At 62.7% G+C, this 26,999-nt stretch carries 16 protein-coding genes and 4 pseudogenes; 15 read left to right on the top strand and 5 right to left on the bottom strand.

What is annotated here, in order from left to right:
* Positions 1-33: 33 nt before the first annotated feature.
* The 7 genes from malQ (at position 34) to aceA (ending at position 12,028) form a co-directional block, all read left to right on the top strand.
* Entirely contained in the window at positions 34-1,560 is a 1,527-nt protein-coding gene (gene malQ / locus V5B44_RS25410; RefSeq protein WP_332362058.1) for a 4-alpha-glucanotransferase, read from the top strand.
* 81 nt (positions 1,561-1,641) lie between these two features.
* Positions 1,642-2,400, top strand: coding sequence for an EAL domain-containing protein (locus V5B44_RS25415; RefSeq protein ID WP_332362060.1), 759 nt, complete (start codon positions 1,642-1,644; stop codon positions 2,398-2,400).
* A gap of 297 nt (positions 2,401-2,697) precedes the next feature.
* Positions 2,698-3,222 (top strand): DUF2796 domain-containing protein, encoded by a 525-nt coding sequence (locus tag V5B44_RS25420; RefSeq protein ID WP_332362062.1) that lies wholly within the window; start codon positions 2,698-2,700, stop codon positions 3,220-3,222.
* A gap of 9 nt (positions 3,223-3,231) precedes the next feature.
* Positions 3,232-3,945, top strand: a complete 714-nt coding sequence (locus V5B44_RS25425) for an ATP-binding cassette domain-containing protein (protein ID WP_332362064.1) — start codon at positions 3,232-3,234, stop codon at positions 3,943-3,945.
* Positions 3,942-5,204 (top strand): ABC transporter permease, encoded by a 1,263-nt coding sequence (locus V5B44_RS25430; protein ID WP_332362066.1) that lies wholly within the window; start codon positions 3,942-3,944, stop codon positions 5,202-5,204. Before V5B44_RS25425 ends, V5B44_RS25430 begins: the two co-directional genes overlap by 4 nt.
* A gap of 113 nt (positions 5,205-5,317) precedes the next feature.
* Positions 5,318-10,486 carry a RecQ family ATP-dependent DNA helicase gene (locus tag V5B44_RS25435; protein WP_332362068.1) on the top strand — a complete coding sequence of 1,723 codons (5,169 nt, stop codon included), beginning with the start codon at positions 5,318-5,320 and terminating at the stop codon, positions 10,484-10,486.
* A gap of 243 nt (positions 10,487-10,729) precedes the next feature.
* On the top strand, positions 10,730-12,028 hold the full coding sequence (aceA, locus tag V5B44_RS25440) for an isocitrate lyase (RefSeq protein ID WP_332362069.1): 1,299 nt from the start codon (positions 10,730-10,732) through the stop codon (positions 12,026-12,028).
* Positions 12,029-12,469: 441 nt separating this feature from the next.
* Here aceA and V5B44_RS25445 read toward each other — a convergent pair whose 3' ends face one another.
* Complete coding sequence (locus tag V5B44_RS25445) at positions 12,470-13,411, bottom strand: retron St85 family RNA-directed DNA polymerase (protein ID WP_332362072.1); 942 nt, start codon at positions 13,409-13,411, stop codon at positions 12,470-12,472.
* On the bottom strand, positions 13,408-14,322 hold the full coding sequence (locus V5B44_RS25450) for a retron St85 family effector protein (protein WP_332362074.1): 915 nt from the start codon (positions 14,320-14,322) through the stop codon (positions 13,408-13,410). The genes V5B44_RS25445 and V5B44_RS25450 overlap by 4 nt, the downstream gene beginning before the upstream one ends.
* A gap of 381 nt (positions 14,323-14,703) precedes the next feature.
* Here V5B44_RS25450 and V5B44_RS25455 point away from each other — a divergent pair, with 381 nt between their 5' ends.
* The 5 genes and pseudogenes from V5B44_RS25455 (at position 14,704) to V5B44_RS25470 (ending at position 19,487) form a co-directional block, all read left to right on the top strand.
* Positions 14,704-16,083, top strand: a complete 1,380-nt coding sequence (locus V5B44_RS25455; RefSeq protein WP_332362076.1) for a pyridoxal phosphate-dependent decarboxylase family protein — start codon at positions 14,704-14,706, stop codon at positions 16,081-16,083.
* Between the two features lie 168 nt (positions 16,084-16,251).
* A complete protein-coding gene (locus V5B44_RS25460) occupies positions 16,252-16,545 on the top strand; it encodes a nucleotidyltransferase family protein (RefSeq protein WP_332362078.1) in 294 nt (97 codons plus the stop codon).
* 51 nt (positions 16,546-16,596) lie between these two features.
* Positions 16,597-16,869: pseudogene (locus tag V5B44_RS26930) on the top strand (HepT-like ribonuclease domain-containing protein); the annotation flags it as partial.
* Positions 16,870-16,972: 103 nt separating this feature from the next.
* Positions 16,973-17,173 (top strand): annotated as a pseudogene (locus V5B44_RS25465) (isocitrate lyase); the annotation flags it as partial.
* A 253-nt stretch (positions 17,174-17,426) separates the two neighbouring features.
* Positions 17,427-19,487, top strand: a complete 2,061-nt coding sequence (locus V5B44_RS25470; protein WP_332362080.1) for a methyl-accepting chemotaxis protein — start codon at positions 17,427-17,429, stop codon at positions 19,485-19,487.
* A 362-nt stretch (positions 19,488-19,849) separates the two neighbouring features.
* Here V5B44_RS25470 and V5B44_RS25475 read toward each other — a convergent pair.
* The 3 genes and pseudogenes from V5B44_RS25475 to V5B44_RS25485 form a co-directional block, all read right to left on the bottom strand.
* A pseudogene (locus V5B44_RS25475) lies at positions 19,850-20,056 on the bottom strand (ISAs1 family transposase); the annotation flags it as partial.
* 82 nt (positions 20,057-20,138) lie between these two features.
* Positions 20,139-21,389: a group II intron reverse transcriptase/maturase gene (gene ltrA, locus V5B44_RS25480; RefSeq protein ID WP_332358461.1), complete on the bottom strand. Its 1,251-nt coding sequence runs from the start codon at positions 21,387-21,389 to the stop codon at positions 20,139-20,141.
* 556 nt (positions 21,390-21,945) lie between these two features.
* Positions 21,946-22,866: pseudogene (locus V5B44_RS25485) on the bottom strand (ISAs1 family transposase); the annotation flags it as partial.
* 209 nt (positions 22,867-23,075) lie between these two features.
* Here V5B44_RS25485 and prfB point away from each other — a divergent pair.
* The 3 genes from prfB to mnmC all read left to right on the top strand — a co-directional run bounded on the left by prfB (position 23,076) and on the right by mnmC (position 26,999).
* A protein-coding gene (gene prfB, locus V5B44_RS25490; protein WP_332362082.1) for a peptide chain release factor 2 occupies positions 23,076-24,180 on the top strand; the annotation gives its coding sequence in 2 pieces (ribosomal slippage) (positions 23,076-23,156 and positions 23,158-24,180; 1,104 coding nt in all).
* Between the two features lie 57 nt (positions 24,181-24,237).
* On the top strand, positions 24,238-25,755 hold the full coding sequence (gene lysS / locus V5B44_RS25495) for a lysine--tRNA ligase (RefSeq protein WP_332362084.1): 1,518 nt from the start codon (positions 24,238-24,240) through the stop codon (positions 25,753-25,755).
* Positions 25,756-25,799: 44 nt separating this feature from the next.
* Positions 25,800-26,999, top strand: coding sequence for an FAD-dependent 5-carboxymethylaminomethyl-2-thiouridine(34) oxidoreductase MnmC (gene mnmC, locus V5B44_RS25500; RefSeq protein ID WP_332362086.1), 1,200 nt, complete (start codon positions 25,800-25,802; stop codon positions 26,997-26,999).

The raw sequence follows: 26,999 nt of genomic DNA on the forward strand, positions 1-26,999 counted from the left end.
GCCCAGACATCCGCATCAAGCAAGAGGACCGGCATGAAATCCCTTCCCCGCCACAACGGCATCCTCCTTCACCCGACCTCGCTACCCGGCCCGCACGGTTCCGGCGATCTGGGCCCCGCCGCCTACCACTTCGTCGACTGGCTGGTTGGCGCCGGCCAGTCGCTCTGGCAGGTACTGCCACTCGGCAGCGTCGGACCCGGCAACTCGCCATACATCAGCCCCTCGGCCTTTGCCGGCAGCGAACTGCTGATCGACCTCGGCCAGCTCCGTGACGCCGGCTGGTTGAGCGATGCCGACCTCAAGTCAGTGCCTGCTTTCCCGGCCAACCGGGTCGATTACGACGCGGTCCGGCGCTTCAGGATGACCCACCTGCGACGTGCTGCCAAGCGCTTCTTTGGCGCCAAGAAGGTTCCTCAGCGATCCGCCTTTGAAGCCTTCTGCGCCAATGCCCACGCCTGGCTTGACGACTACGCGTTGTTCATGGCACTGGACATGACGCACGGTGGCGACGGCAGGATGTGGCAGGACTGGCCGGCAGAGCTGGCGCACCGCCAGCCGGACGCACTGCGCGAAGCGCGCGACCGGCAGGGCGAGGAAATCAGTTTCTGGAAGTTCTGCCAATGGCGCTTCCACGAGCAATGGGCAGCGCTGAAGCACTATGCCAATGCCCGCCACATCGAAATCGTCGGCGACCTGCCGATTTTCGTCGCCGCGCACAGTGCCGACGTGTGGTCGAATCCCAAGCTGTTCGATCTCGATCCACACGGGCGCCCGCGCGTGGTCGCCGGCGTGCCGCCGGACTACTTCAGTGCCACCGGACAGCGCTGGGGCAATCCGCTCTACCGCTGGCCGGCACACGCCGCCGAGAGCTATCGCTGGTGGGTCGAGCGGATGCGACAAACGATGAAGCTCTGCGATGTCGTGCGAATCGATCATTTTCGTGGCTTCGAGTCGTTCTGGGAAATCCCCGCCGAGGCGGAGACGGCCATCGACGGACAATGGCGGCCGGGGCCGGGGGAAGCCGTTTTCGACGCCATGCGCCGCGAGTTGGGCGACGCGCAAGGCCGACTGAGGATCATCGCCGAGGATCTCGGCATCATCACCCCGGAGGTCAATGCCCTGCGCCAGGCGATCGGCCTGCCCGGGATGCGCATCCTGCAGTTTGCTTTCGATGGCGACGCCAAGAACCCTTACCTGCCCCACAACTACGACGCCAACACCGTTGTCTACACCGGTACCCACGACAACGACACGACGCGTGGCTGGTGGGAGTCGCTCGCCAATCCGGAAAGGGATTATGTGCGCGCCTACCTCGGCGTCGACGAGGCGGTGGACGAAGGCCTGCCCTGGCGTCTGATCCGCCTGGCCTGTGCCTCCGTCGCCTCGCTCTGCGTCATCCCGATGCAGGACGTGCTCGGTCTCGACGCCTCGCACCGCATGAACGAACCCAGCCGCAGCGAGGGATCCTGGGAGTGGCGGTTCAGCTGGCAGCAGGTCGACGCAGGACACGCCAGGCAACTCGCAGAAATGGCAAGACTCTATGGCCGCCGGCGGCGTTGACCGGCTCCGCCGGTCTCGCCGCACTGCCCGGACCTGCCTGCAACGCCTGCGCGACGGTGCGCGAATGCGAAAGACCCTGCCTTGACTGAGCTTGACGAAATACATGATGGTCTGCACAGAGGAGAATTCTTCCTCGAGTATCTGCCAACGATCTCCCTCAGCGATCAACGCTGTCTCGGAGCGGAAGCGCTGATCCGCTGGCGGCGGCCGACGGGAGTCGTTCCCCCCGGGGAGTTCATCCCGCTGATCGAGAATACGCCGCTCTCCGGTCTGCTCACCTACTGGGTCATCGACACGGTCGCCAGTGAACTCGGTGAGTGGCTGGGCGCCCACCCCGAGGCGCATCTGAGCCTCAATGTTCCACCCGAAATCCTCGGCCGGGGTGGCCTCGAATACGCTGCCGTCAAATCCGGGCTGCGCAGCCTGAGTTCGCAGATCATCATCGAGGTCACCGAACGTGGCATCCCCGACTCGCTGGGAATGATGGCATTGCACGGGATGAGCCGGCGCGGCGTCCGCGTTGCCCTTGACGACGTGACGATGAACGGGACCAATCTGGCCTTTATTGCACGCTGTGACTTCGACATCATCAAGATCGACCGCTCGCTGATCGCCGGCATGGACCCGAACGGCCCCGACCCCAACTGGCTGCGTGGCCTCGCCGGCCTGTTGTCGTCGATGGACCTGACGGTGGTTGCCGAAGGGATCGAGACCGACGCCCAGTTCAAGGCCTTGCAGGCGGCCGGGGTGCAGATGGGGCAGGGTTATCACTTCTCGCGTCCGCTGCCGGCGAGCGAATTGATCGCCTACCATGACCGGACCAGGCAATCTCCGCCGTAGCACCCCCAATACGATGACCGCTGGTCCGGAAGCAGACTGACCTCGCCGCCGCACGGCCTGACCGGGCATCGGGCACAAGGCTTTGACCGGACCAACAGCTGACATCCGGGCAATGGCGTCGGGAACTTTCAAACGCAACCCTGTTGCAGTTACAATTCCGTTGTGTTCAGATCTGCGCGCAGGAAATCATCCCCATTCAGCTTCCAGGCGGCCGCGAGAGCGATTGATCGCCATTGATCGCCATTCCCCTGCCCTGCCTCGGCTGATTCAGCAACGACGATTCCAGGAGCCAACTCAATGAAGCACTCGCCCTTGCTCTGCTGCCTCACCGCCGCCTGTCTGCTGCCGCTGCCGGCTCTTGCCGGCAAGGGCGGCGCCCATGTGCATGGCACAGCCAGCCTCCAGGTCGCGATCGACGGTCAGACGCTGACGCTGAATCTCGAGACGCCGCTCGAAAACCTGCTGGGCTTCGAACATGCCCCGCGCACCGACAAGCAGAAGGCCGCAGTGCGCGCAATGAGCGAGCGTCTGAACCAGCCTGGAGAGCTGTTTTCGCCCTCGCCTGCGGCGCGTTGCACGTCGGTATCGGTGGCGCTGGACTCGGCGGCACTGAAACCGGGACAAAAGGCTGCCGGCGATGGGCATGCCGATCTCGACGGCGAATACGTCTTCCGCTGCGAAAACCCTGCGGCCCTGCGTGAGCTGGAAGTGGGACTTTTCCAGCACTTCCCGAAGCTGCGCCGGCTCGACGTCCAGGTAGCCGGGCCGCGCGGACAATCGGCCGCCAGGCTGTCGCCGCAACAGAAGCGCCTTGCCTGGTAGCCGCCGACCATGACGGAAGCGGTCATCGAGATCGAGAAGCTGCGCTTCCGCTGGGCGGTCGACAGCGATTTCTGCCTCGACATTCCCGCCTTCACGGCGCGCGCCGGCGAGCGGGTATTCCTGTACGGCCCGAGTGGTAGCGGCAAGAGCACGCTGCTCGGGCTCCTCGGCGGCGTGCTGGTGCCAGAATGCGGCCGGCTCCGGCTGCTCGGCAGCGAGTTGCCCCGACTGAAGCCCTCGGTCCGCGACCGCTTTCGTGCCGACCACGTCGGTTTCCTCTTTCAGCAGTTCAACCTCATCCCCTACCTCCCGGTGATCGACAATGTGCTCCTGTCCTGCCGCTTCTCGGGCCGGCGGTCCTCGCGGGCGACGGCAGCCGGCACATCACTGCATGACGAGGCCCGGCGTTTGCTGACGCACCTCGATCTGGAGGAATCGCTGCACCAACGGCAAGTCACCCGCCTGAGCGTCGGCCAGCAGCAGCGGGTCGCGGCGGCGCGGGCGCTGATCGGGCGCCCCGAGATCGTCATTGCTGACGAACCGACCTCGGCGCTCGATGCCGAACGGCAGGGTGCTTTCCTTGATCTGCTGGCGCGCGAGTGCGCCGCCGCGGGCAGCACACTGCTCTTCGTCAGCCATGACCGGCGGCTGGCCGCAGGCTTCGACCGCGAGCTGTCGCTGGCGTCGATCAGCCAGACCGGCGTCGACCGGCAGGCGGCATGAAATTCCTGCTCCTCCTGGCGGCTCGCAGCGCCTGGAACAGACGACTGACTCTCGGCATGACGCTGATCGCCGTCGCCCTCAGCGTCACCCTGCTGCTCGCCGTCGAGCGTGTCCGCCTGGAAGCCCGCAACAGTTTCGCGCAATCCGTGTCGGGAACCGACCTCGTCGTCGGCGCCCGCAGCAGCCCGGTGCAACTGATGCTCTACGCCGTCTTCCGCATCGGCGAAGCGACCAACAACATCCGTTGGCAAAGCTACCGCGCCATCGCCGAAAATCCCGCCGTCGCCTGGTCGATTCCGCTGTCGCTGGGCGATTCCCATCACGGCTTTCCCGTCCTTGGCACTACCGCCGCCTACTTCGAGCACTTCCGTTACGCCGACTCGCAGGCGCTGACCTTGGCAGCGGGTAAGCCATTTGCCGAACTGTTCGACGCCGTGCTCGGTGCCGAAGTCGCGCAGCGGCTTGGCTACCGGGTGGGCGACGCGATCGTCCTCAATCACGGCATGGGCGACGTCAGCCTCGCCGAGCACGCCGACAAGCCCTTCAAGGTGATCGGCATCCTCGCCCGCACCGGCACGCCGGTGGACCGCACGGTGCACGTCAGCCTCGAAGCGATGGAGGCGATCCACCTCGACTGGCAGGGCGGCGCGCCGCTGCCCGGCCTGTCGATTCCGGCCGAGTACGTGCGCAAGTTCGACCTGACGCCGAAAGAGATCACCGCCGTCCTGGTCGGGCTGAAAAGCCGCGCCGCAGTCTTCAAGGTGCAGCGCCAGATCAACAACGACGCCACGGAACCCCTGCTGGCGGTGCTGCCGGGCGTTGCTCTCGACCAGCTCTGGCAAGTCGTCGGGTTTGCCGAACGCACCCTGCTGGCGGTTTCGGCGATGGTCGTGGCCGTCGGTCTCGCCGGTCTGGTGGCGGTGGTTCTCGCCAGCCTCGGCGAACGACGTCGCGAACTGGCGATCCTGCGCTCGGTCGGCGCACGACCTGGCGAAGTGTTCCTGCTGCTGAGCGCGGAGGGACTCTTCATCACCGTGCTGGGCGCAGTGCTGGGCGTGGCGTTGCTCGCACTGCTGACGGCGCTGCTGGCGCCGCTGGCGCAGGCACATTTCGGGCTGGCGTTTCGGGCAAGTGGGGTTTCCGCCGATGAACTGCGCTTGCTCGGCGCGGTCGTCGCTGTTGGCCTGCTCGCCAGCCTGGTACCCGGCTACCGCGCTTACCGGCTGTCACTGGCTGACGGCCTGACACCACGCCTCTGATACACAGCCAAGCCACCTGACGACGACTTCCGGCCGGGCGGGCAGGGATCCTGGACTGGGCATGGCAGGCGCCGGCGCGCCGGCAACGCGGGTCGCCGGGTATGATGACGCCGATGAGCGATTCGCCCGAGATCACGCCAGACGCCCTCCCCTTCCAGCCGCGCTGCCTGTCGATCGACCTCGAAGTCGGCCTGCGCAGTGGGCGTATCCGGCAACTGGCGGCGCTGCGCGGCGACAGCGGCGAGAGCCTGCGGTTCGACGGTGGCGACCTGGCCAGCGCGCTCGGCCGTCTCGATGCGCTGGCCGATGGCTGCAGCTTCGTGCTCGGGCACAATTTCATCCACTTCGACCGGCCACACCTTGCCGCGGCCCAGCCTGGGCTGCGTCTCCTGGCGTTGCCAGTGATCGATACGCTGTGGCTCAACCCGCTGGCCTTCCCGCGCCACCCTTACCACCACCTGGTCAAGCATTACCAGGACGGAGGGCTGAGGCGCGGGCAGCTCAACGACCCGCTGCTCGACGCGCAGCTGACGCTCGATCTGTTCCACGACCAGTACCAGGCGCTGCAGCAGAGGCAACAGGAAGCGCCCGAACTGCTGCTCGCCTGGCACTGGCTGACCACGCTCGACGAGCGGGTTGCCGGACTGAACAGCTGCTTCACGACCCTGCGGCGCCAGCTCCGCCCGAGCGATGCCGCGGCGCGCCAGGCGATCGCCCGCCTGCTCGACGGCAAGGGCTGCCGGACGCAGGCGATGCAGGTCGTGGACGATGCGGCGCAGAGCAACTGGTCGCTGGCTTACGCGCTCGCCTGGCTGTCGGTCGCCGGCGGCAACTCGGTGCTGCCGCCGTGGGTGCGGCATCGGTTCCCCGGCGCCGGCGTGCTGATCCGGCGCCTGCGCGACCAGGCCTGCGGCCGGCCCGATTGCGCCTGGTGCAGCGAGCACCACGACGCGAGCCGGGAACTGACCCGCTGGTTCGGCTTCACCGGTTTCCGCCCGGAACCGGCTGGCGCCGACGGCCGCCCGCTGCAGCAGAGCATCGTCGAAGCGGCGCTGCGCGGCGAACACCTGCTGGCCATCCTGCCGACCGGCACCGGCAAGTCGCTGTGCTACCAGATCCCGGCGCTGTCACGCTTTGAAAAGACCGGCGCCCTGACCGTCGTCATCTCGCCGCTGGTCGCCCTGATGGCCGACCAGGTGGCAGGGCTGCGGGCACGTGGCATCGACAGCTGCCTGGCGATCAACGGCCTGCTGTCGATGCCCGAGCGAGCCGACGCGCTCGACCGCGTCCGCCTCGGCGACGCCGGCATCCTGATCATCTCGCCCGAGCAGCTGCGCAATCCGACGCTGCGCAAGGTGCTCGCCCAGCGCGAGATCGGCGCCTGGGTGCTCGACGAGGCGCATTGCCTGTCGAAGTGGGGACACGATTTCCGTCCCGACTACCGCTATGTCGGGCGCTTCATCCGCGAGAAAGCCGGCGACGGTCCGGTGCCGCCGGTGCTGTGCCTGACGGCGACCGCCAAACCCGACGTGGTCGCCGACATCGTCGCCCACTTTGCCGAAAAGGTCGGCGTCGACCTGCGCTGCTTCGACGGCGGCGCGAGCCGCAGCAACCTCGACTTCGCGGTGTTGCCGACGACGCCGGCGGAAAAGCTGGCGCACATCCACCAGCTGCTGGCGGCCGAACTGCCGGCTGACGGACCGGGCGGCGCCATCGTCTATTGTGCGACGCGCCGAAACAGCGAGGAGGTGTCGGCGTTCCTGACGCAGAACGGCCTGCTCGCGGCGTACTTCCATGCCCGGCTGCCACCGGAAAGCAAGAAGAACGTGCAGGAGGCGTTCATCCGCGGGGACCTGCGGGTGATTGCCGCGACCAACGCCTTCGGCATGGGGATCGACAAGCCCGACGTGCGCCTGGTGATCCATGCCGACATTCCCGGCTCGCTCGAGAATTACCTGCAGGAAGCCGGCCGCGCGGGCCGCGACCAGCAGGCCGCGCGCTGTATTCTGCTCTACTCGCCGGAGGACGTCGAACGCCAGTTCGGCATGTCGGCACGCTCGCGGCTCAGCCGCAAGGAAATCCAGGCGATCCTGCGCTCGCTGCGCCAGCTCGACCGCAAGAAGCGCAAGGACGGCGAGGTGATCGCGACGCCCGGCGAAATCCTCGCCGAAGACGAAGAAGGCGGCTTCGAACGCGACAGCGCCACCGATGATACGCGCGTGCGAACCGCCGTCTGCTGGCTCGAGGAAGCACGCCTGCTGAGCCGCGAAGAGAATCAGGTACAGGTTTTCCCCTCATCGCTGCGCGTCGGTTCGCTCGACGAGGCGCGCCAGCGACTGGCGCGCGCGTCGCTGCAGGGCGATTACCAGCGGCAGTTGCTGGCGCTGGTCGGGGCGCTGATCGGCGCACCGGCCGACGAGGGGCTGTCGACCGACGAGCTGATGGGCGTCACCGGACTGGGCTCGGAAAAGCTGCGGACAGCCCTGCACGATCTCGAGCGCCTGGGGATAGCGAGCAACGACACGGCGTTGACCGCTTATTTGCAGGTCGGCGTCGAAAACTCGTCGGCACAGCGCCTCGAACGAAGCGCGCAGCTCGAAGTCGCGCTGATCGACCTGCTGCGCGAGCACGCGCCCGACCTGGCGCGTGGCGAGAGCTCGCTGCTGCACCTGCGGCGGCTGAGCCAGGGCCTGCAGGACGCCGGCCACGCCGGCGCTCTGCCGGTACGGCTGCGCCAGTTGCTCGCCAGCCTCGCCGGCGATGGCCGCACTGACGAAGGCGGCCTCGGCAGCATTGCCCTGCGGCGGATCGATGCCGAAACGGTTTCGCTCCGCCTGCAGCGCGACTGGTCGGCGCTGGCCAGGACCGCGCAATTGCGGCGCACCGCTGCCTCGCATCTGCTCGGCCACCTGCTCGCCTGCCTGCCGGCGGGAGCGCGCGGCACCGACCTGCTCGCCGAAACGACGCTTGGCCGCCTGCTCGCCGCGGTCGACGCCGACCTGCTTCTCAAGTCGGAGGTCAGGGAGACCTCGCGGTTGCTTGACCGCGCGCTGCTCTGGCTGCACGAACAGGAAGTGATCCGCCTCAACAAGGGACTGGCGGTCTTCCGCCCGGCGATGACCATCCGCCTCGACGCCGACTGGAAGCGGCAGTTCCGGCAACCCGACTTCGCACCTCTGAAGCTGCATTACGACGAACAGGTGGTGCAGATTCACGTCATGGCCGAGTACGTGCAGCGCGGCCTACAGGCGATGGCCGATGCCCTGCGCCTGACGCTCGACTACTTCCGCTTGCCGCGTGACGCCTTCATGCAGCGCTGGTTACCCGACCGCGAGCAGGAACTCGCGCGGCAGACGACGCCGGAATCGTGGCGCCGGATCGTGGAGGCGCTGGCCAACCCGGTGCAGCAGAGTATCGTCGCCGACGATCGCGAGAACAGCAACGTGCTGGTCCTCGCCGGCCCCGGCTCGGGCAAGACGCGCGTCCTGGTGCACCGCATCGCCTACCTGGTGCGGGTGCGCCGCGAGAACCCGCGCGGCATCGTCGCGCTGGCCTACAACCAGCATGCCGCGGCGCAGATTCGCCAGCGCCTCGGCGATCTGATCGGCGACGACGCCCGTGCGGTCAGCGTCCTCACCTGCGATGCCCTGGCCATGCGGCTGGTCGGCGCGAGCTTCGTTGGCCGCGACAGGCTGCTGACCAACGAGAGCTTCGCAGCCGCGCTGGACGAAATCCGCCGGCAGGCGATCGCGCTGCTGCGTGGCGATCAATTGCCGCCAGAGCAGGCCGATGAACAGCGCGACCGCCTGCTGGGCGGCTTCCGCTGGATTCTGGTCGACGAGTACCAGGACATCGGGCCGCAGCAGTACGAACTGATCGGCGCCCTCGCCGGACGCAGCCGGACCGACGAGGACACGCGCCTGAATCTCTTCGCGGTGGGCGACGATGACCAGAACATCTACGCCTTCAGCGGCGCTTCGGTCGAGTTCATCCGCCGCTTTGAGGCCGACTATGCCGCCCGCGCCGTGCATCTGGTCGACAACTACCGCGCGACGGCGCACCTGATCGATGCCGCTAACCGGCTGATCGCGCCGGCGGCAGGCCGCATGAAGGCGGCGGAACCGATCCGCATCGATCGTGCCCGCCGGCAACTGCCGCCCGGCGGCGCATGGACGAAGATCGACCCGCTGGCGAAGGGCCGCGTCCAGATCCTGCCGGTCGGCCATGACGCGCGCACGCAGGCGGTGGCCGTGCTCGGCGAGTTGCAGCGCCTGGCCGGCCTGAGCACGGACTGGGATTGGGCGCACTGTGCGGTGATTGCCCGCGAATGGCAATGGCTGCAGCCGCTGCGCAGCTTCTGCGAACTGCACGGCATCCCGGTGCAGATGGCGCGGGAAGAAAGCGCGCAGTTCTGGCGCCAGCGCGACACGCAATGGCTGCTCGACTGGCTGCATGACGACGCGCGCAGCCTGGTCAACGGTCCCGCGATCGCTGCCGGGCTGGCCGGCCAGCCGGCCAGCCCGGTGCGCGCCATGCTCGACGAAGCGGCCGCCGAGTACACCCGCGAAACCGGCGGCGCCGACCTGCCCCGGCAGCACTTCATCGAGTGGCTGGCCGAATGGGGACGCGAAGCGCGCCGCCGGCAAAGCGGCTTGCTGCTGCTCACCGCGCACCGCGCCAAAGGACTTGAATTCGACCATGTCGCCGTGCTCGACGGTGGCTGGCTGACCGGTCGCGATCGTCAGGACGGCGGCGCCGACGCCGACGCCGAGCGCCGGCTGTACTACGTGGCGATGACCCGCGCCCGGCTGACCTTGCTGCTGGCGCGATTCGATCGCGGACACCGCCTCCTCGATCAGCTACCGGCAGTGCCCTCCCTGCTGCGCCGTACGGCGAGCGAACTGCCGCCACCGACCCCCGAACTATCGTGGTGCTACCGGCAACTGAACCCCGGCGAGGTGGACATCGGCTTTGCCGGCCGGCAGGCGCCGGCACAACCGGTGCATCGGGCCATCGCCGCGCTGGCGCCCGGCACGGTGCTGCATCTGCAGCAGGCAGGTCGGCGCTGGCTGCTGCGCGATGGGCAGGGCAATCCGGTCGGCCAACTCGCCGCCAGCTACACGCCGCCGGCTGGCATGGACTGCGTTGCGGCACGCGTGGCGGCGATCATCGTCCGCGACCGGGCAGACAGTGAACCGGAATACCTCGCCCGCGTTCGCTGCCAGCGCTGGGAAGTCGTCCTGCCGGAACTGGTCTTCGCGCCGGCAATACGTCGGGCATAGGCAGTAGGCATTTCACGCAAGAGAATTTCTTTTCACAATGCGGAAAGAAATCGGCAACCCGCTGTTTCGCCAGACTAAAAAATACATCTTATGTCTTATATAAGACTGTTGCCTACAAGACAAAAGCCCTCTATACTTCATGCCATTGGTCGCCCCGAGTTGGTGCCTGCAATGCTTCCGAATTCGACTCGCCGGTGTCACCATGGTCCCAACCGCACTTCATAATTTTTCGTGAGGAAAAACATGAGCACTAAAGAGCAACAGATCGCCGAACTGGAAAAAGACTGGGCCGAAAACCCCCGCTGGAAGGGAATCAAGCGCGGCTATTCGGCTGCCGATGTCGTCCGCCTGCGCGGCTCGTTCCCGATCGAATACACCGTCGCCCGCCGCGGCGCCGAAAAGCTCTGGAATCTGGTCAATAACGAACCCTACGTCAACTGCCTCGGTGCGCTGACCGGCGGCCAGGCGATGCAGCAGGTCAAGGCCGGCGTCAAGGCAATCTATCTGTCGGGCTGGCAGGTCGCTGCCGACAACAACTCGTACGCCGCGATGTACCCCGACCAGTCGCTGTATCCGGTCGATTCGGTACCCAAGGTGGTCGAGCGCATCAACAACTCGTTCCGTCGCGCCGACGAAATCCAGTACTCGAAGGACATCAATCCGGGCGACAAGGGCTACATCGACTACTTCGCGCCGATCGTGGCTGACGCCGAAGCTGGTTTCGGTGGCGTGCTGAACGCTTTCGAACTGATGAAGGCAATGATCCGCGCCGGCGCCGCCGGGGTGCACTGGGAAGACCAATTGGCTTCGGTCAAGAAGTGCGGCCATATGGGTGGCAAGGTTCTGGTGCCAACGCAGGAAGCCGTCCAGAAGCTGATCGCCGCCCGCTTCGCTGCCGATGTCTGCGGTGTGCCGACGCTGGTCATCGCCCGCACCGACGCCGAAGCCGCCGACCTGCTGACCTCCGACTGCGACTCCAATGACACGCCTTTCGTCACCGGCGAGCGGACCTCCGAAGGCTTCTACAAGACACGCAAGGGTCTGCAGCAGGCGATCTCACGCGCCGTCGCCTACGCCGAGTACGCCGACCTCGTCTGGTGCGAAACCGGCACGCCGGATCTCGAATTCGCGCGTCAATTTGCCGAGGCCGTGCGCGCCAAGCACCCCGGCAAGATGCTCGCCTACAACTGCTCGCCGTCGTTCAACTGGAAGAAGAACCTCGACGACGCGACGATCGCCAGGTTCCAGAAGGAACTCGGCGCGATGGGCTACAAGTACCAGTTCATCACTCTCGCCGGCATCCACAACATGTGGTACCACATGTTCGACCTGGCGCAGGACTACGTCGCCCGCGGCATGACCGCCTACGTCGAGAAAGTCCAGGAGCCGGAATTCGCGGCGCGCGACCGTGGTTACACCTTCGTCTCGCACCAGCAGGAAGTCGGTACCGGCTACTTCGACGAAGTCACCACCGTCATCCAGGGCGGCCACTCGTCGGTGACCGCGCTGACCGGTTCGACCGAAGAAGAACAGTTCCACTGAGCGATCAGGCAATTCCGGAAAGCCGCGCTCTGGCGCGGCTTTTTTTTGGCGATCGTTTTTTCGTCATCGATAAAACCCGCTGGTCTGAGGTGACGACATGATGACAAGCCGTGTTTCATGATGCTGTTCAGACGCTGGCGTTGCCTGCTGCGACCATGAGAGCTCAGACATGAAAGAGCAATGGCCGCAGCCGGCCAGAAGGAGCCGATGGCGACGATGCCATAAAGCGGCCGTTTATGCCTTATCGGTGTATGCTGGGACTCTATATTTCAAGGTGCCGGTTTTTGGTACTGTAAAACCCCTCGCTAAAATGCCGCAAAGCCTGTCGTGGAGGGGCTTTTCATGCCCTGGGCGACGCCGAGTTAGGGAGCAGGCGCCGGAGTTTTGCAGCAAAATTGCTCCCGATAACAAGGTTAGGCCTCGCGACTCACTCCTGCCGCCTCACCTACCTCTCAGCTTCGCAATCTCTTCGAAGTAGCGAAAGGAGAGCCGAGTGAAAAGACGAGGGTCTGCGTGCTCCACGAAAGCAAGGTGACCTATCAGTCGAGGAACGTCATCCCCGTTCAGCGTACCCGCGGAAAGGTGTTTCATCAGCAAACGCACGTGATCTCTATAAGTCGGATGCACTCGAACCAAACCGCTCTGATTGATGCGCAACCCCGTTATGAGAGTTGAGCCGCCTGCTCGACTCATAAAGCGCGTCTTGCTTGTGTTCATTCTGAGTAGCGGACTTATGGTCTTTGCCAAGAGCTGCTGAAAGTCATGCACGAACGCACTACAGGCCCCAGCTTTGTCTGTTGAGAACACGAAGTCGTCTGCGTATCTCGTCAAACGCGCCTGGCCAAACTTGGTGGGATCGCCTGCGACCAGTTTCAACAGCGCACTGTCGATACCATACATGACAGCATTCGCAATCGCAGGAGACGTCGGATACCCTATGGGCAGCCTTCCATCTCGATCAAAGCATCCTCTACGAACAAATTCCTCGAATCCGGAATCCCCAACAAACGATGGCAACGTGCGAAGGTTCTTGCGCACGACAATCATCAGATCATTCGTGCGAACCGAAGGGAAGAAGTCCTTGATGTCGACCCTTACCGAGTAAAGCGAATTCCGGTGCTCGGTCGCATTCTTAACAATCGACGCTCCAGGCCGAAATGCCGTCGCAACCGAACTGATCGGGAGCCTTGAAATTACCTCGGCATCAAGCCACGCAAGCACCATCTTCAACTCTGCTGCGGGCTGAACCAAGACTCGCTCGCCACCTGACCGCTTCTTAATGCGGATCTTCCTGTAGCGGACATGAGCAAATGCGAGCGCGTCCTTGACAAGGTCCGCATGCACCTTCATCTGCTCCCCGACGAGCTTGGCAAAGTCAATCATCGGGCAAATCTTGATGGCTGACTGCGAAAATGAAAGCCTCGAAATGCAGCTATCAGCGCGCTGACCCTAAAGCCAAAACTAAGAAAAGGTGCCCCGACTGTCGACTCATAAACCCAAGTGCCATCGGCGTCGAAACTACGAACTAGTTCGGCCGAACGTAACACTCCAAGCAGTCTTTTCAGTATGTCGTAACTCTTCTTTCCGAAGGCGGCAACTAGGAACTCAACTAGTTCCTCATGGCTGACAGGCCCCGTGAACAGAACGAGATCGTGAACAAAGTAAAGACTGACCTTATTTGCCTCCAACCTAGAGATATCGCCTGACACCCGGATTCCTCGGCCCGAAGACTTAACCTCAATCGCCTCCTTCAACTGCTTAAACGTCGCCCCGATCCCATCGACACTGTGAACTCCGTCCGGCGCCATCGGGTACCAGAGCACTGGCGCTTTGGCCTCCTCTGCGGCGGCTATTGGTCCGGTGTTTATGAAGGAGCTTTGACTTCTAAAGTCCGAGTTGTTTACGATTACGAGCTTCTTGCGAAAGCTCTGATGCGCAAAAGCACCAAGCTCGCAGAATGCACTTGGGCTTTCTAAGACGATAAGAATCTTATCCGCGATGTCAGAGATCTCATGCTCAAGGTCCAAAACGTTCTTAGAGTGACCAATCTTTGTCAGCTCACTGAACACACCTTCGGCGTAGATCACCCGGTAGTCGGGCGAAAGCTTCTCGACAAATCGCTTGATCGCTTCCCGTCGAGCCGACGGCACGCCAGCGGCTCTGTTCGCGCCGCACAAGAACATGAGCTGATTCGAACGGCCCAAAAGAGGTGGGCTGGCCGCGATGGCCAGCCCGAACTTTCTAACCCGAGCGCCGATCGCGCTGTTCTCGTGCTTGATGGCGCGTATCAGCATGCCTACTTGAGCGTCGATGGAGTCCGCTTCGGATACCTGCCGACTGGCAGGTATCCGAAGCGGACTCCATCGCCAGATGGGCAAAAATGCAAGGCGGGTTGCGACCCGCAACCCGATTCGGCCGAAGCCGAACAATTGCTAGGCACCCCATTATGACGCATTGCCCGGCCCAGGCCAAGCCTAAGCCTACTCGCGCCATCGGGCCTACGTGGCCGCGCAGCGAGGCCCAGCCCCGCGCTCAAGCTGACTCGCTACGACAGCCGTCGCTTGGCCGCTCCAGGCGCTGGTGGCATCATGCCTTCCGCGGCCAAGCGGCGTCTGCCTCCGCAGGCGGCTTAGCTCTACGTTGGACGCAAATAGAGCGATTGGAGGAGAGTAACAATGATTGATCGCTGGAATCATATGGCGGCTGCTGTTGCGGACTTCTACCAGAGTGTCGGGGAGCGTCCGGTGAGCCCAAGCGTGAGTACGCCCGAGATCCGGGCTCATCTAGCAGAGCGTTACGGAGAGTTCGCCGTCCCGATGTCGGCGGAGGCGTTACAGGACGATGTAATGCGCATGCTGTCCGAGTGGCAGGTGCAGCCCACGCACCCGCGATACTTCGGGCTCTTCAATCCCAGTGTCCAACCAGGAGCCGTTGTGGCCGATGCTCTGGTCGCTGTGACCAATCCTCAGATATGCGTCTATTCACACGCGCCAGGCGCTAACGAGATCGAACGGCACACGCTGCGCTTTCTGACCCGTAAGCTAGGCGGCGATCCCGATGCATGGTTCGCCAGCTTCACTAGCGGGGGCTCAGAAGCCAACCAGAGCGCCGTCATCGTGGCGATGACACGGGACCTCCCGGATTTCGCGCGCTCCGGGCTGACGGCCGGACTGTCGCGCCCAACGATCTACCTGTCGGCCGAGAGCCATCACTCCTTTGAGAAAATCGCCCATGGGGCAGGAATCGGGCGTGATGCCCTGCGCGTCATTCCTGTGGACGAAACCCTGCGCATGGATGTAGATGCATTGGCTGAAGCGATTGCAGCGGATCGTGCAGCGGGCAGGCGACCCTTGATGGTGGTCGCTACGGCGGGGACTACTGGCGCTGGCGTCGTCGATCCTCTGTCCTCTATTGCCGACCTTAGCAGAGAGCAATCCCTCTGGCTCCACGTAGATGCAGCCTGGGGGGGCGCGGCTTGTCTATCGCCGCGTCTGAAGACAGCCATTGCAGGTATCGAGCGGGCCGACTCGATCACGTGGGATGCCCACAAATGGCTTTCAGTACCCATGGGTGCGGGGATGTTCTTCTGTCGACACCGGGACGCGGTGGCCGCAGCCTTTGCGGTGGACCCCAGCTACATGCCCCCATCAACATCAGGTGTGAAAGAACTGTATGTGTCAGGCATCCTATGGTCTCGTCGCTTCATCGGTCTCAAGCTCTTCATGGCACTGGCGGAATTGGGTGAGAAAGGCTATCGGGCCGCAATCGAGCATCAGGCTTATATCGGGGATATGATCCGCGAGCGTCTCTTGTCCGCGCGCTGGCGGATCGTCAACGATACGCCCCTGCCTGTTGTTTGCTTCACCGGACCAGCTCTCGAAGCAGGGCGCCTGAGCGCAGCGGCAGTAGTCGCTGGGGTCCAGGCCAAAGGCGTATGGATCTCCGAGGTTCGCCTCAGTAGGCGTAAACCCTCGCTGCGCGCCTGTGTTACTAGCTTCCGAGCCGAGCCGGAGGATGTCGATGCGTTGATGGCCGCTTTGAGGGAGTTCCAGTAGGATGGAGGCGTCCAACAAACGCATGCAGCGGGACGCGGCAGAGCCGCACCGCTGCGTGCGAAGCATTGAACGTCCGCTATCCCAATCGGGCTACTTCCGCTTAGGGTCGATCACGGCCACTACACGGTTGAATAATTTTAGCGCACTTCTTGGAGAGCGGAATCGCAATTGAAACCCTCTGAAGCACTGCAAAGGCATCGCGGCGAGTTACACCGGATCGTGGAAGCCAACGACGCCAGAAATCCTCGTGTCTTTGGGTCCGTGGTTCATGGCGACGACACTGACGACAGCGACCTGGATCTGCTAGTGGACCCCATTGACGGCAAGACTTCGCTGATCAGCTTGGTCAGAATCAAGCGAGAAGTCGAAGCGCTGCTTGGTGTCAGGACCGACGTGCTTACGCCAATGGCACTGCACGAGCGCTTTCGACAGAACGTGCTTCAGGAGGCTGTATCCGTATGACCCGCAAACCTCGCAGGCTGCCTGAGCGGATTCGGGACATGCTGCTCAGCTATCAGCCATGTTGAATCCGACATTGGCGAAATGAGCAAGGATTGGTTTCTGGCCGATGGCAAGACGCAGCGAGCCGTCATCGAAGGCCTGATCGTCATCGGCGAGGCAGGCAACACGATCATGCAGCTTGACCCGTCGCTACAGGAAGCGCACTCAGCACTGTGGCAACAGTCCAGGAATGCCTACGAAATGAGGATCATCCTGACGCACGAGTATTTCCGCGTCGATGCCTCAGTGGTCTGGACAAGGGTTCAGGACCATCTGCCGGTGCTCAAGGCACAGTTGATCGAATCTGGCTTGGGAGACAACAGCCCCTCGCCGCCTGGACCTCGAACCGAATGGCGTCGCCTGACCTGCTTGAACAGTTCTCTCTGCTCGCGGCATGACGGCCGACGTCGAAAAGGTCCAGGAGCCAGTCCAGGAGCCGGAATTCGCGGCCCGCGATGGTGGCGACAGCTTCGTCTCGCATCCGCACGAAGTGGGTACCGCCTGCCTCGACGAAGTCACCACCGTCATCCAGGGCGGCACCTCGTCGGTGACCGCGCCGACCGGTTCGACCGAAGAACATTTCCACTGAGCGATCAGGCAATCCCGCAGGCTCGAGCTGCCGACACGACAGAAAACCGCGTTTCCTGATCCTACTTCACACGCTGATGTGGTCTGCTCGCGCCATGCTAGCTCATTGATCGACTGCGGGGCTGAGACCGAGGCCGTACTCCGACATGGACGGGCAATGGCAGCGCCCCGAAGACTCGCCTACACTTGTTGAAGCTCATGCTCCCGGGAATGTAGAATCAATCCATACACAATAACAGGGGCATCCAGCGGTCATGCAAACACCTTCATTTCTCTGCAACCTGCGAATCCGCGCCCAGTTCTCACTGCTCATCGGTACGATATTCGTTTTCTTTGGAGTGGCGCTAGCTGTTGCCATTCTGAGTATTGGGGAGACTGCAGGCCGGTTTTCCAATTTCGTCGATAAGGACCAGGCGGAACTGCTCTCGTACACGGAGATGTACGCACAAGGTCTGCAGATGGGGCAAGCCCTACGCAACATACAGCTTGAACCGGAGAACAAAAAAGGTTTTGACAATTTCTCGAAAGCCTCCGCTGATTTCACAAAATCTTTTCAAACGGCTCAAGCCTTGGCGGCAAACAACGCGAAATCCACTGAATCGCTGCAAAAAATAGCGAGCCTACGAGAGAAACAGCGGCAGATTCAGGAGAAGATTGTCAGTCTTGCGGCAGCCAAAGACCTTCCCACTGCGAGAGAACTGACGATTGCGGAGGAAACACCGGCGTGGCGCGAGATCAGGCAACTGATCGTAGACAATATTCAGTCATCGCATTCAATGGCGGCCAAATCGCGCTCGCAGGTTGTCAACTCCGCTGCCCATGCGCAGCGACTCTCCGTTTTGTTGGCTGTTGCCGCGGTGGTGGCAGGGATGTTGTTGTCGTTCTTCATCGTGCGGCGGATCAATCGAGCCCTCAACGATGCTTTGGGCGTTGCGGCACTCGTGGCGGAGGGCAAGCTGAACAACGTCATCGAAGTCGCATCGCGTGATGAGATCGGGGAACTGCTGCAGGCGCTTGACAAGATGCAACATAAACTCCAGACAGTGCTGCAGGAGGTCGATGACTGCGGCCGCAACATGGAACAGTCTGCTTTCCAGGTGGCAGCGATATCGAATGAAATCGCCGAAGTCAGCAAACAGCAGGAATGCCGTTCTGATGAGGTTAGCAAGGCGATGCACCACGTCCATCAGATATCTGCAGGCGTCCAGGTGCAAGCCATCGACGCAGCGAATCGCTCGGATCAGGTCGAGAAGCTGGCGAGGGAAGGGATTGAAAACGTGCGCCAGAACATTGCTTCAATGGAGGCAACCACTCGCCAGGTTGGCCACGCATCGGGCGAAATCCAGGAACTGGAACGGTTCGCCCAGATGATCCACAGCATCGTGAACGTCATCAAGGAGATTGCAGGCCAAACCAACTTACTTGCACTCAACGCAGCCATCGAAGCGGCCAGAGCTGGAGAATCCGGTCGTGGATTTGCCGTGGTGGCGGATGAAGTGCGCAAACTCGCAGAGCGTACGACCCAGTCTGCCTCGGAAGTCAGCCAGATCATCGAACAGTTGTCAGGGAAAATTCAGCAAGTGGTGGTATCGATGGACGTTGTTGTTGAAAAGGTGGACGTCACGCAGGAACAGGCGCGCACCATGGCACAAACCATCGAAGGCATTGCGATTACCTCGGTCGAGACGGTCAAGTCAAATCAGGGAATATCCCAGGCCAGCCAACAACAAGTGGACCATTTCGGGTTGCTGGAGTCGCGGCAGGATGATCTGTTCAAGATTTTGCACGCCAACGGGATGAAGGTGCAGACGACGGCGGCCATTGGCGAGGATCTTCGCGTCGTGGCCGGCCGACTGAACGACATCATGGACGGCTTCACCTTCACGGGAGGGCAGACGATCAGCGCCGGACAGCATGAGAAACGGCGTGCGCCACGAGCGCAAAATAGCCTGCGCGTGAAAGTGATAAGCGGAGCGACCGAAACTGAAGCTGTCGCGAGTGACTTCTCGATGAACGGCCTTCGCCTGAGGATCGTTGACGCGGTGCCTCAAAATGAACCGCTTGCGCTACAGCTCTATTTGCCGAACGAAGACTTGGACGCATACCGGAAGCAGCAGCCATTGAGAATGACCGCGCGGGTCGCCTGGCAAAGGAAAGATGCTGACGGATTCCTGTGCGGGGTTGAGTTCACGGATCTTGATTCAACAAGGGCCAACCAACTGAAAAACTGCTTCAGTTTTTACAAAAAGAATCCCGAGTTCATCGCCGGAGAGCCTCCCGTATCGTATAGAGCATTTGCACCTCTTCCGCATTGAAGTATCAGCCATCACAAGCATCGATGGCTTGGGCCAGCGGAGATGAGGCGTTTCTCTTCGCATCACTCTTGGCCAACTCAACGCGGCCAACCTGTCTCGATAGTTGGTCGCAACGGCGCCAGCGAGTTGGTGAACTCGAACTTGTAGCGGACGGCAGGTCAAGGTCACCGGTAGCGCGGTGATTCCTCTTTCGGGCTGACAGGTCGCTACCGATAACCACTCGTCCGCTGCGATGTACCCCAACCGGTCGAAGTATCCAGTCGATCAGGTACAAAAGCCGTCCAGCGCATCAACGATTCGTTCCGCCACGCGTGACAAGGCTGCCACCAGAGCCGCATTTCCCCAGGGCAATTGCATGAATCTTATACAAGACCGAGCAGTTCCGCGCGGAAGGTATCGGAGGTAGCGGCGATGAGGCGCTGAACCTTGAGACCGCCCTTGCGCTTGGTCGGGGAGAGGCGGATGAGATTCAAGACGAACTGGTGTACGACAGCGAGGTTGTGAGCGGCATGATCGGTACGGGCCCGCATCTGGTCGTCGCCAAAGACCACGTCCATGCACCAGTGCAGACTGTGGCAAGTCGGCCGGAGGAGTTGCACCCCCGGCCTCTCACAGAACGGTGCGTGAACCTCTCGATTCACACCGCTCCCATCAAGCAAACGCACCGACCATTCCTTTCTGCCAATGCACGAAGAGATACGGCTGCGTCTCGGAAAGCTGTTCGAGAAACCTGCTCGCCCGTATCTTGTGGCCCTTCAGCCGTCTGTACTTCCTCATCGCCCAAGCCACCAACGTCTTGTTGAAGTGCCTGAAGACGGGGTACATTGCCGACCGATAGAATCTTCCGTAATACGCGAGCCAGCCCCTCAGGACTGGATTGTGCAGTCGGGAAATGTCGGCTAGGCTCAGCTCCGTCCGATTTCGGTAGCTCAGTTTGCGTGTCGTTGCCCGCATCGCCGTAATCGCTTTGTTGCTGACCGCCGGGGTGAAGCTCACAAACAGGCTGTTGCGCTTGCTGTTCTTCACCACCCTTGGCCGGAAGGTATATCCGAGGAAATCAAACTGCGTGACCGGATACCTCCCCTTGCGACTACCGTCTTTGCAGTACACGATCTTGGTCTTGTCCGGATGCATCTGCAGGGCGCATTGCGCAAACCTTGCATCGAGCGCCGCCATCAGGGCCTGCGCCTCCTGCTCGGTCCGACAATGGACCAACCCATCATCCGCATACCGGCACCAGGGGTTGTCCGGATAGTGTTTCGTCATCCAGACGTCAAACGTGTAGTGAAGGAACAGGTTGGCCAACACCGGACTGACGACGCCGCCTTGCGGTGTCCCCCGGGTACGTTCTACCCGGGTTCCGTCCGCCTGTTGCAGCGGCGCAGTTAGCCAGCGCCTGATATACAGCATGGCCCATTCACACTCCACGTGCTTCTCGAGCGCCTTCTCCAGCAATGCATGGTCGATGTTGTCAAACAGGCCTTTGATATCAAACTCTAGAACCCAAGAATACTTCCAGCATCGTTCCCGCGTTACCCCCACGGCATCCAGCGCCGACCTTCCGGGCCGATAACCGTAGGAATCCGGTAGAAACTTGGCTTCAATCCCGGGCTCTATCACCCGCTTGACAACCGTCTGCGCCACACGATCTGCCACCGTTGGAACACCCAATATGCGCTCCCCGCCATTCTTCTTGGGAATGGCAACCGCTTTGACCGGCGGCGGAAAGTAGCTTCCCGACGACATCCGGTTCCAGATCTTGTACAGGTTACCCTTCAGATCCTTCTCGAAGTCGCCGATCGATTCCTTATCCACCCCTGCCGATCCCGCATTGGCTTTGACCGCTTGATACGCTTCGTACACCAGCCATTTGTCAATGGCAAATGGTTTTGTTGCACTCATCCGTTTCCTCCTGTTGCCAGTTGAACGCCAAGTGCAACCGCTTGATCCGACCCCTTTGCTCCAGCCGCATTACCAGCCTTCATCGCTCGTACGGGTCGGTCCGTCCCAGTGCTCCGCATCGGTACTCTCGCCTCGTGGTTTCTGCCACTTGTGCTTCTCCCTTGACATCGGAACGACTGGTTCCCGCAGTTCCACACAAAAGCCTGGATCAGCTTCACGCCTCCTATACGCCGGCCGCCGCTTGCCCAGTAGTCAGGTGCCCGGCAAGCTTGTCCCAGAAGATAGAAACGCCCCTGGTTTTGACGACAAGTCTCTGGATTACGACGCGTCAGCGAAGGTTCACTTTCGTTCGTCTCTCTGATCCTTACCTGCTCGAGGTACGTCCTCGACGCTTTGACCCCAACGCTCACCACCACGGCTCTTGACCGCAGCAGCTTGGGGTGGTTTGAGGCCCGCTCCTGAAAGCCGACCCCGAGGGACCTACCCTCATCTTCCGTGTAGCTTCTACACAGTTCGTCAGTCCATTACGAACTTCCTTTCTGTGTGCCTGCGGCACACTCTCGACACGCCAGTGCTGGCGGACGCTCTGATTCATGCGCTGAGCGTCAGGTGGCAAGCTACTGAGATACACGCGCCGTTCAGTCGAAGTCGCTTTTCCTCTGATCGTCCGTTCGGTGGTGATCACCACAAACGATTTCAGGTCTGGCCAGCGCTCGGGGGCGTGCGGACAGTCCAGCTGGTTGAAGACGTAGCAGCGACGCACTTCGATCCGGCCATGATCCTTCTCGATGACTTCGTGAAACTGGTGGGGCGTCTTGGCTGGTGCCGCCTCGAAGGCGATGAAGAAGTCGTCGATCGATTCGGCCAGCTTGGGCTGATTGTCCTTGACGGCCAGGAGGTAGTCCGCGCCGCGGTCCCGAATGGCCTGCGCAATGTTGGGCTGGGTGCCCATCGCATCGATGGTGACGATGCTGCCTTGCAGTGCCAAGGTCGCCAGCAGTTCAGGGATGGCGGTCTTCTCGTTCGACTTCTCGGCGGTCGCGCGCTGCCCCAGCACCACACCCGCTTGGGCCGCAAAGGCGCTGACCAGGTGAAGGGGGGTGGCGCCCACCTTTCCCGACCGACGACTGGTCTTGCCGTCGATGGCCACCACGTCGCCGTTTGCCAGCACGGGCAACACCTGGCCCACCCAGCGCACGAAGGCCGCCCCGAATTCGTCGGGATCAATCGCCGCAAAGACCCGGCCAAAGGTGTCGTGCGAGGGGATGCCCTGTTCGAGTTTCAGATACTCCCGCAACCACTCCAGCTTCTCTTTCGCCCAAGCCTCGATTTCGACAAAGGTGTCGGCCCCTGACAGGACCGCACTGACTGCAACCACCAGCAACTCGATCAGGTCGTGCTCGACCTTCGTACTCTGCCTCGGATCGCGCACGCCCACCCAGACGTCGACCAACCGGAACTTGCTTTCTGCCCTCATGGAAAACCCCAAAAAGACAGAAAACTACACAAATCAGGGGGCTGTGAACAGCCCCTTTGTAACTCGTTGAGCGTAAAAGATTATTTCGGAGGGTTCACGACGATGGCATTCATGCGATTGCCCTGCGCATTTCCCGCCTGCCCACCCGGTCGGCCTCTCCGGCCGTATATAATGCGGAGTTCATTCATCACGCGGGCAGAGTCCTCATCATGGAAGCCGAACAACTCAACATCATTGCAAACCGGCTCGTCGACCTCGGTCAGCGGGCCACCGAGCTGCGGAGGTATCTTTGACTACGATCAGAAAGCTGATCAGTTAAAGGCCGTCGAGCGCGAACTCGAGGACCCGAAGGTCTGGGACAACGCCGAACGCGCGCAGGAACTTGGCCGCCAGAAGCGGTCGCTGGAAAATGTCGTGCTGACGCTGAACCGGGTTGGCGATGGCCTGCGCGATACCGGCGAACTGTTCGAGATGGCGCGCGAGGAAGAGGACGACGAGACGCTGCAGGCGGTGATTGCCGATGTCGACGGCATCGAGAAGGAGGTTTCCGGCCTTGAATTCCGGCGCATGTTCAACAACCCGGCCGACCCGCTGAACTGCTTCGTTGACATCCAGGCCGGCGCCGGTGGCACCGAAGCGCAGGACTGGGCGGCGATGCTGCTGCGCATGTACCTGCGCTACGCCGAACGCAAGGGCTACGCGGTCGAAGTGCTCGAAGAATCCGAAGGCGAGGTCGCCGGCATCAAGACGGCGAGCATCAAGCTCTCCGGTGACTACGCCTACGGCATGCTGCGCTCGGAGACCGGCATCCACCGCCTGGTACGCAAGTCGCCATTCGACTCGAACGCCCGCCGCCACACCAGCTTCTGCTCGGTGACGGCCTACCCCGAGATCGACGATTCCTTCGAGGTCGACATCAACCCGGCCGATCTGCGCATCGACACCTATCGCGCTTCCGGCGCAGGTGGTCAGCACATCAACAAGACCGACTCGGCGGTACGCATCACGCACCTGCCGACCAATATCGTCGTCCAGTGCCAGAATGACCGCTCGCAGCACCGGAACCGGGCGGAAGCGATGGCGATGCTGAAGTCGCGCATCTACCAGGCCGAAATGCGCAAGCGCCAGGCCGAGCAGCAGAAACTCGAGGACGCCAAGTCGGACATCGGCTGGGGCCACCAGATCCGTTCTTACGTTCTCGACCAGTCAAGGATCAAGGATCTGCGCACCAATGTCGAAGTCGGCAATACCCAGGGCGTGCTCGACGGCGACCTCGACCAGTTCATCGAAGCCAGCCTGAAACAGGGCGTGTGACCCGTCAAGCACCTGCCCACCCCGCCCCCGGCACCAATCGCGAGAAGCCCACTCATCATGTCCCAGACCGATACCCAGCCCGATGCGTCTTTGCCGCAGCAGGACGAAAACCACATCATCGCCGAACGCCGCGCCAAGCTTGCCGAATGGCGGCAGGGTGGCCACGCCTACCCGAATGACTTCGCGCGCGAGAATACCGCCGGCAAGATCAACGATCTCTACGACGCCAAGACCCTGGAGGAACTCGCCGAGGTGCGAGTCGAAGTCCGGGTCGCCGGGCGCATCATGCTCAAGCGGGTCATGGGCAAGGCGTCGTTCGTCACCCTGCAGGATCTCTCCGGCCGCCTCCAGGCCTATGTCAGCCGCGACCACGTCGGCGAGGAAACCTACACGACGTTCAAGCGCTGGGACATGGGCGACATCGTCGGCGTCGTCGGCACGCTGTTTCGCACGCGCACCGGCGAACTGACCGTCGACTGCTCGGAAATCCGCCTGCTCGCCAAGTCGCTGCGACCGCTGCCCGAGAAATTCCACGGGCTGACCGACCAGGAACAGAAGTACCGCATGCGCTACGTCGACCTGATCACCAACGAACAGTCACGCTTCACCTTTGCCGTGCGCAGCGGGATCGTCCAGTCGATCCGCAACTACATGGTGACGCACGGCTTCCTCGAAGTCGAAACGCCGATGATGCACCCGATCCCCGGCGGCGCCGCCGCCAGGCCCTTCGCGACCCACCACAACGCACTGGACATGCAACTGTTTCTGCGCATCGCGCCCGAGTTGTACCTCAAGCGGCTGGTCGTCGGCGGGCTTGAAAAGGTCTTCGAGATCAACCGCAACTTCCGCAATGAAGGCATCAGCCCACGTCACAACCCCGAGTTCACGATGATGGAGTTCTACGAGGCGTACTCCGAGTACCACCAGATGATGGACTTCACCGAAGGCTTGCTGCGCCAGAGCGCACGCGAGGCGCTGGCCGGCGAAGTATTCGAGTACCAGGGCCGCCCGCTGGATTTCGCCAAGCCCTTTGCCCGCTTGACGATCAGCGAAGCGATCCGGCGGTCTCAGCCCGGCTTCACCGTCGCGCAACTGAACGATGCCGCCTGGCTGCGCGCCAAGCTGACGGCGATGAAGGTCGAGGTGAGTTCGCAAGCCGGTCTTGGTGCGCTGCAACTGATGCTCTTCGAAGAGACGACCGAAGCCGAGCTCTGGGATCCGACCTTCATCATCGATTACCCGGCCGAGGTCAGCCCGCTGGCCCGCCGCAGTGACAGCCACCCCGACATCGCCGAGCGCTTCGAGCTGTTCATCGCCGGCCGCGAGATCGCCAACGGTTTCTCCGAACTCAACGATCCCGAAGATCAGGCGGCGCGCTTCCTCGAACAGGCGAAAGCCAAAGAGGCAGGTGACGAGGAAGCGATGTACTACGACGCCGATTACGTGCGGGCACTCGAATACGGCCTGCCGCCCACCGCCGGCTGCGGCATCGGCATCGACCGCCTGGTGATGCTGCTCACCGACTCGGCGAACATCCGCGACGTGATTCTCTTCCCGCAGATGCGACCGGAGTAGGCGAGAGTCGCAGCAGTAAGCCTGGCCAGCGTGGCCGCCAGCGCATGAACCAGGCGATCGTCATCGGTGCCGGCTTGGCCGGCAGCAGCGCCGCCGAACGGCTGGCCGCACGTGGCTGGACGATCACGCTGATCGAGCGTGCGCCGGCGCCCGGCCAGGGCGCATCCGGCAATCTCGCCGGCGTCCTGCGCCCCCTGCCCTCACGCGACAACAATCGGCTGGCGCAACTGACCGCTGCCGGCTTCCGCCATGCCCGCAAACATCTCGCCGCGCTGACCGCCGCCGGTCTGCCGCTGCGCTGGGGACCGACCGGCGTACTGCATCTGGCGCGTGACGACCGGCACGCTGCGACGCAGCAGCAGGTGGCGGCGGCGCAGCAGCCCACTGCCGGCGATTTCTGTTTCGTCGACCGCGAACGCGCCAGCCAACTCGCCGGCTGGCCGGTCGCCAATGGCGGCTGGTGGTTTCCCGGCGGCGGCTGGGTTGACCCGGCCTCGCTGTGTCGGGCTAATCTGGCACGCCACGCCGCGGCGATCACCGCACACTACGGCTGCGAAGTGGTGCAAATTGAACGTCAAGAGGATCTCTGGCAAGCGTACGACGCCGGTGGCAGAGTCATCGCGGCAGCGCCGGTGCTGATCCTGGCCAACGCCAGCGACGCCAGACGCTTCGCCCCCGCCGCCCACCTGCCGTTACGCGCGGCACGTGGGCAGGTTTCGCACCTGCCGGCGGCCACCGGTTCAGCGCCCGGAATCGTCGTCTGCCGCCTCGGTTACGTGACACCGGCAATCGACGGCCTGCGCTGCGCGGGCGCCACCTTTGCGGTCGATGACGAGCAAACTGAACTGCGCGAGGCCGACCATGCCGAAAACCTCGCCAAACTCGATTTCATCCTGCCCGGCTACAGCAAGACCACCGACCGGTCAGCGCTCGGTGGCCGGGTCGGCTTTCGGCCGCTGTCACCGGATCGCCTGCCAATGATCGGTGCTGTTGCCGATGCCGCCGCGATTGATCCGGCGCGCCCTTCGCGACCGCTCGCCGAAATGCCCCGCCTGCCGGGGCTTTACCTGATCAACGGCTTTGGCGCCCGCGGTATCGTCTGGTCGTTGCTGGCCGGCGAACTGCTCGCCTGCCTGATCACCAGCGCGCCGCTACCCGTCGCCGAAGATCTGGCCGCCGCCGTCGATCCTGGCCGCTTCCAGCTGCGCGGGCGCAACCGACAGCCACGCAGTGACCGCGACTAG

It is taken from the genome of Candidatus Accumulibacter necessarius (assembly GCF_036625085.1).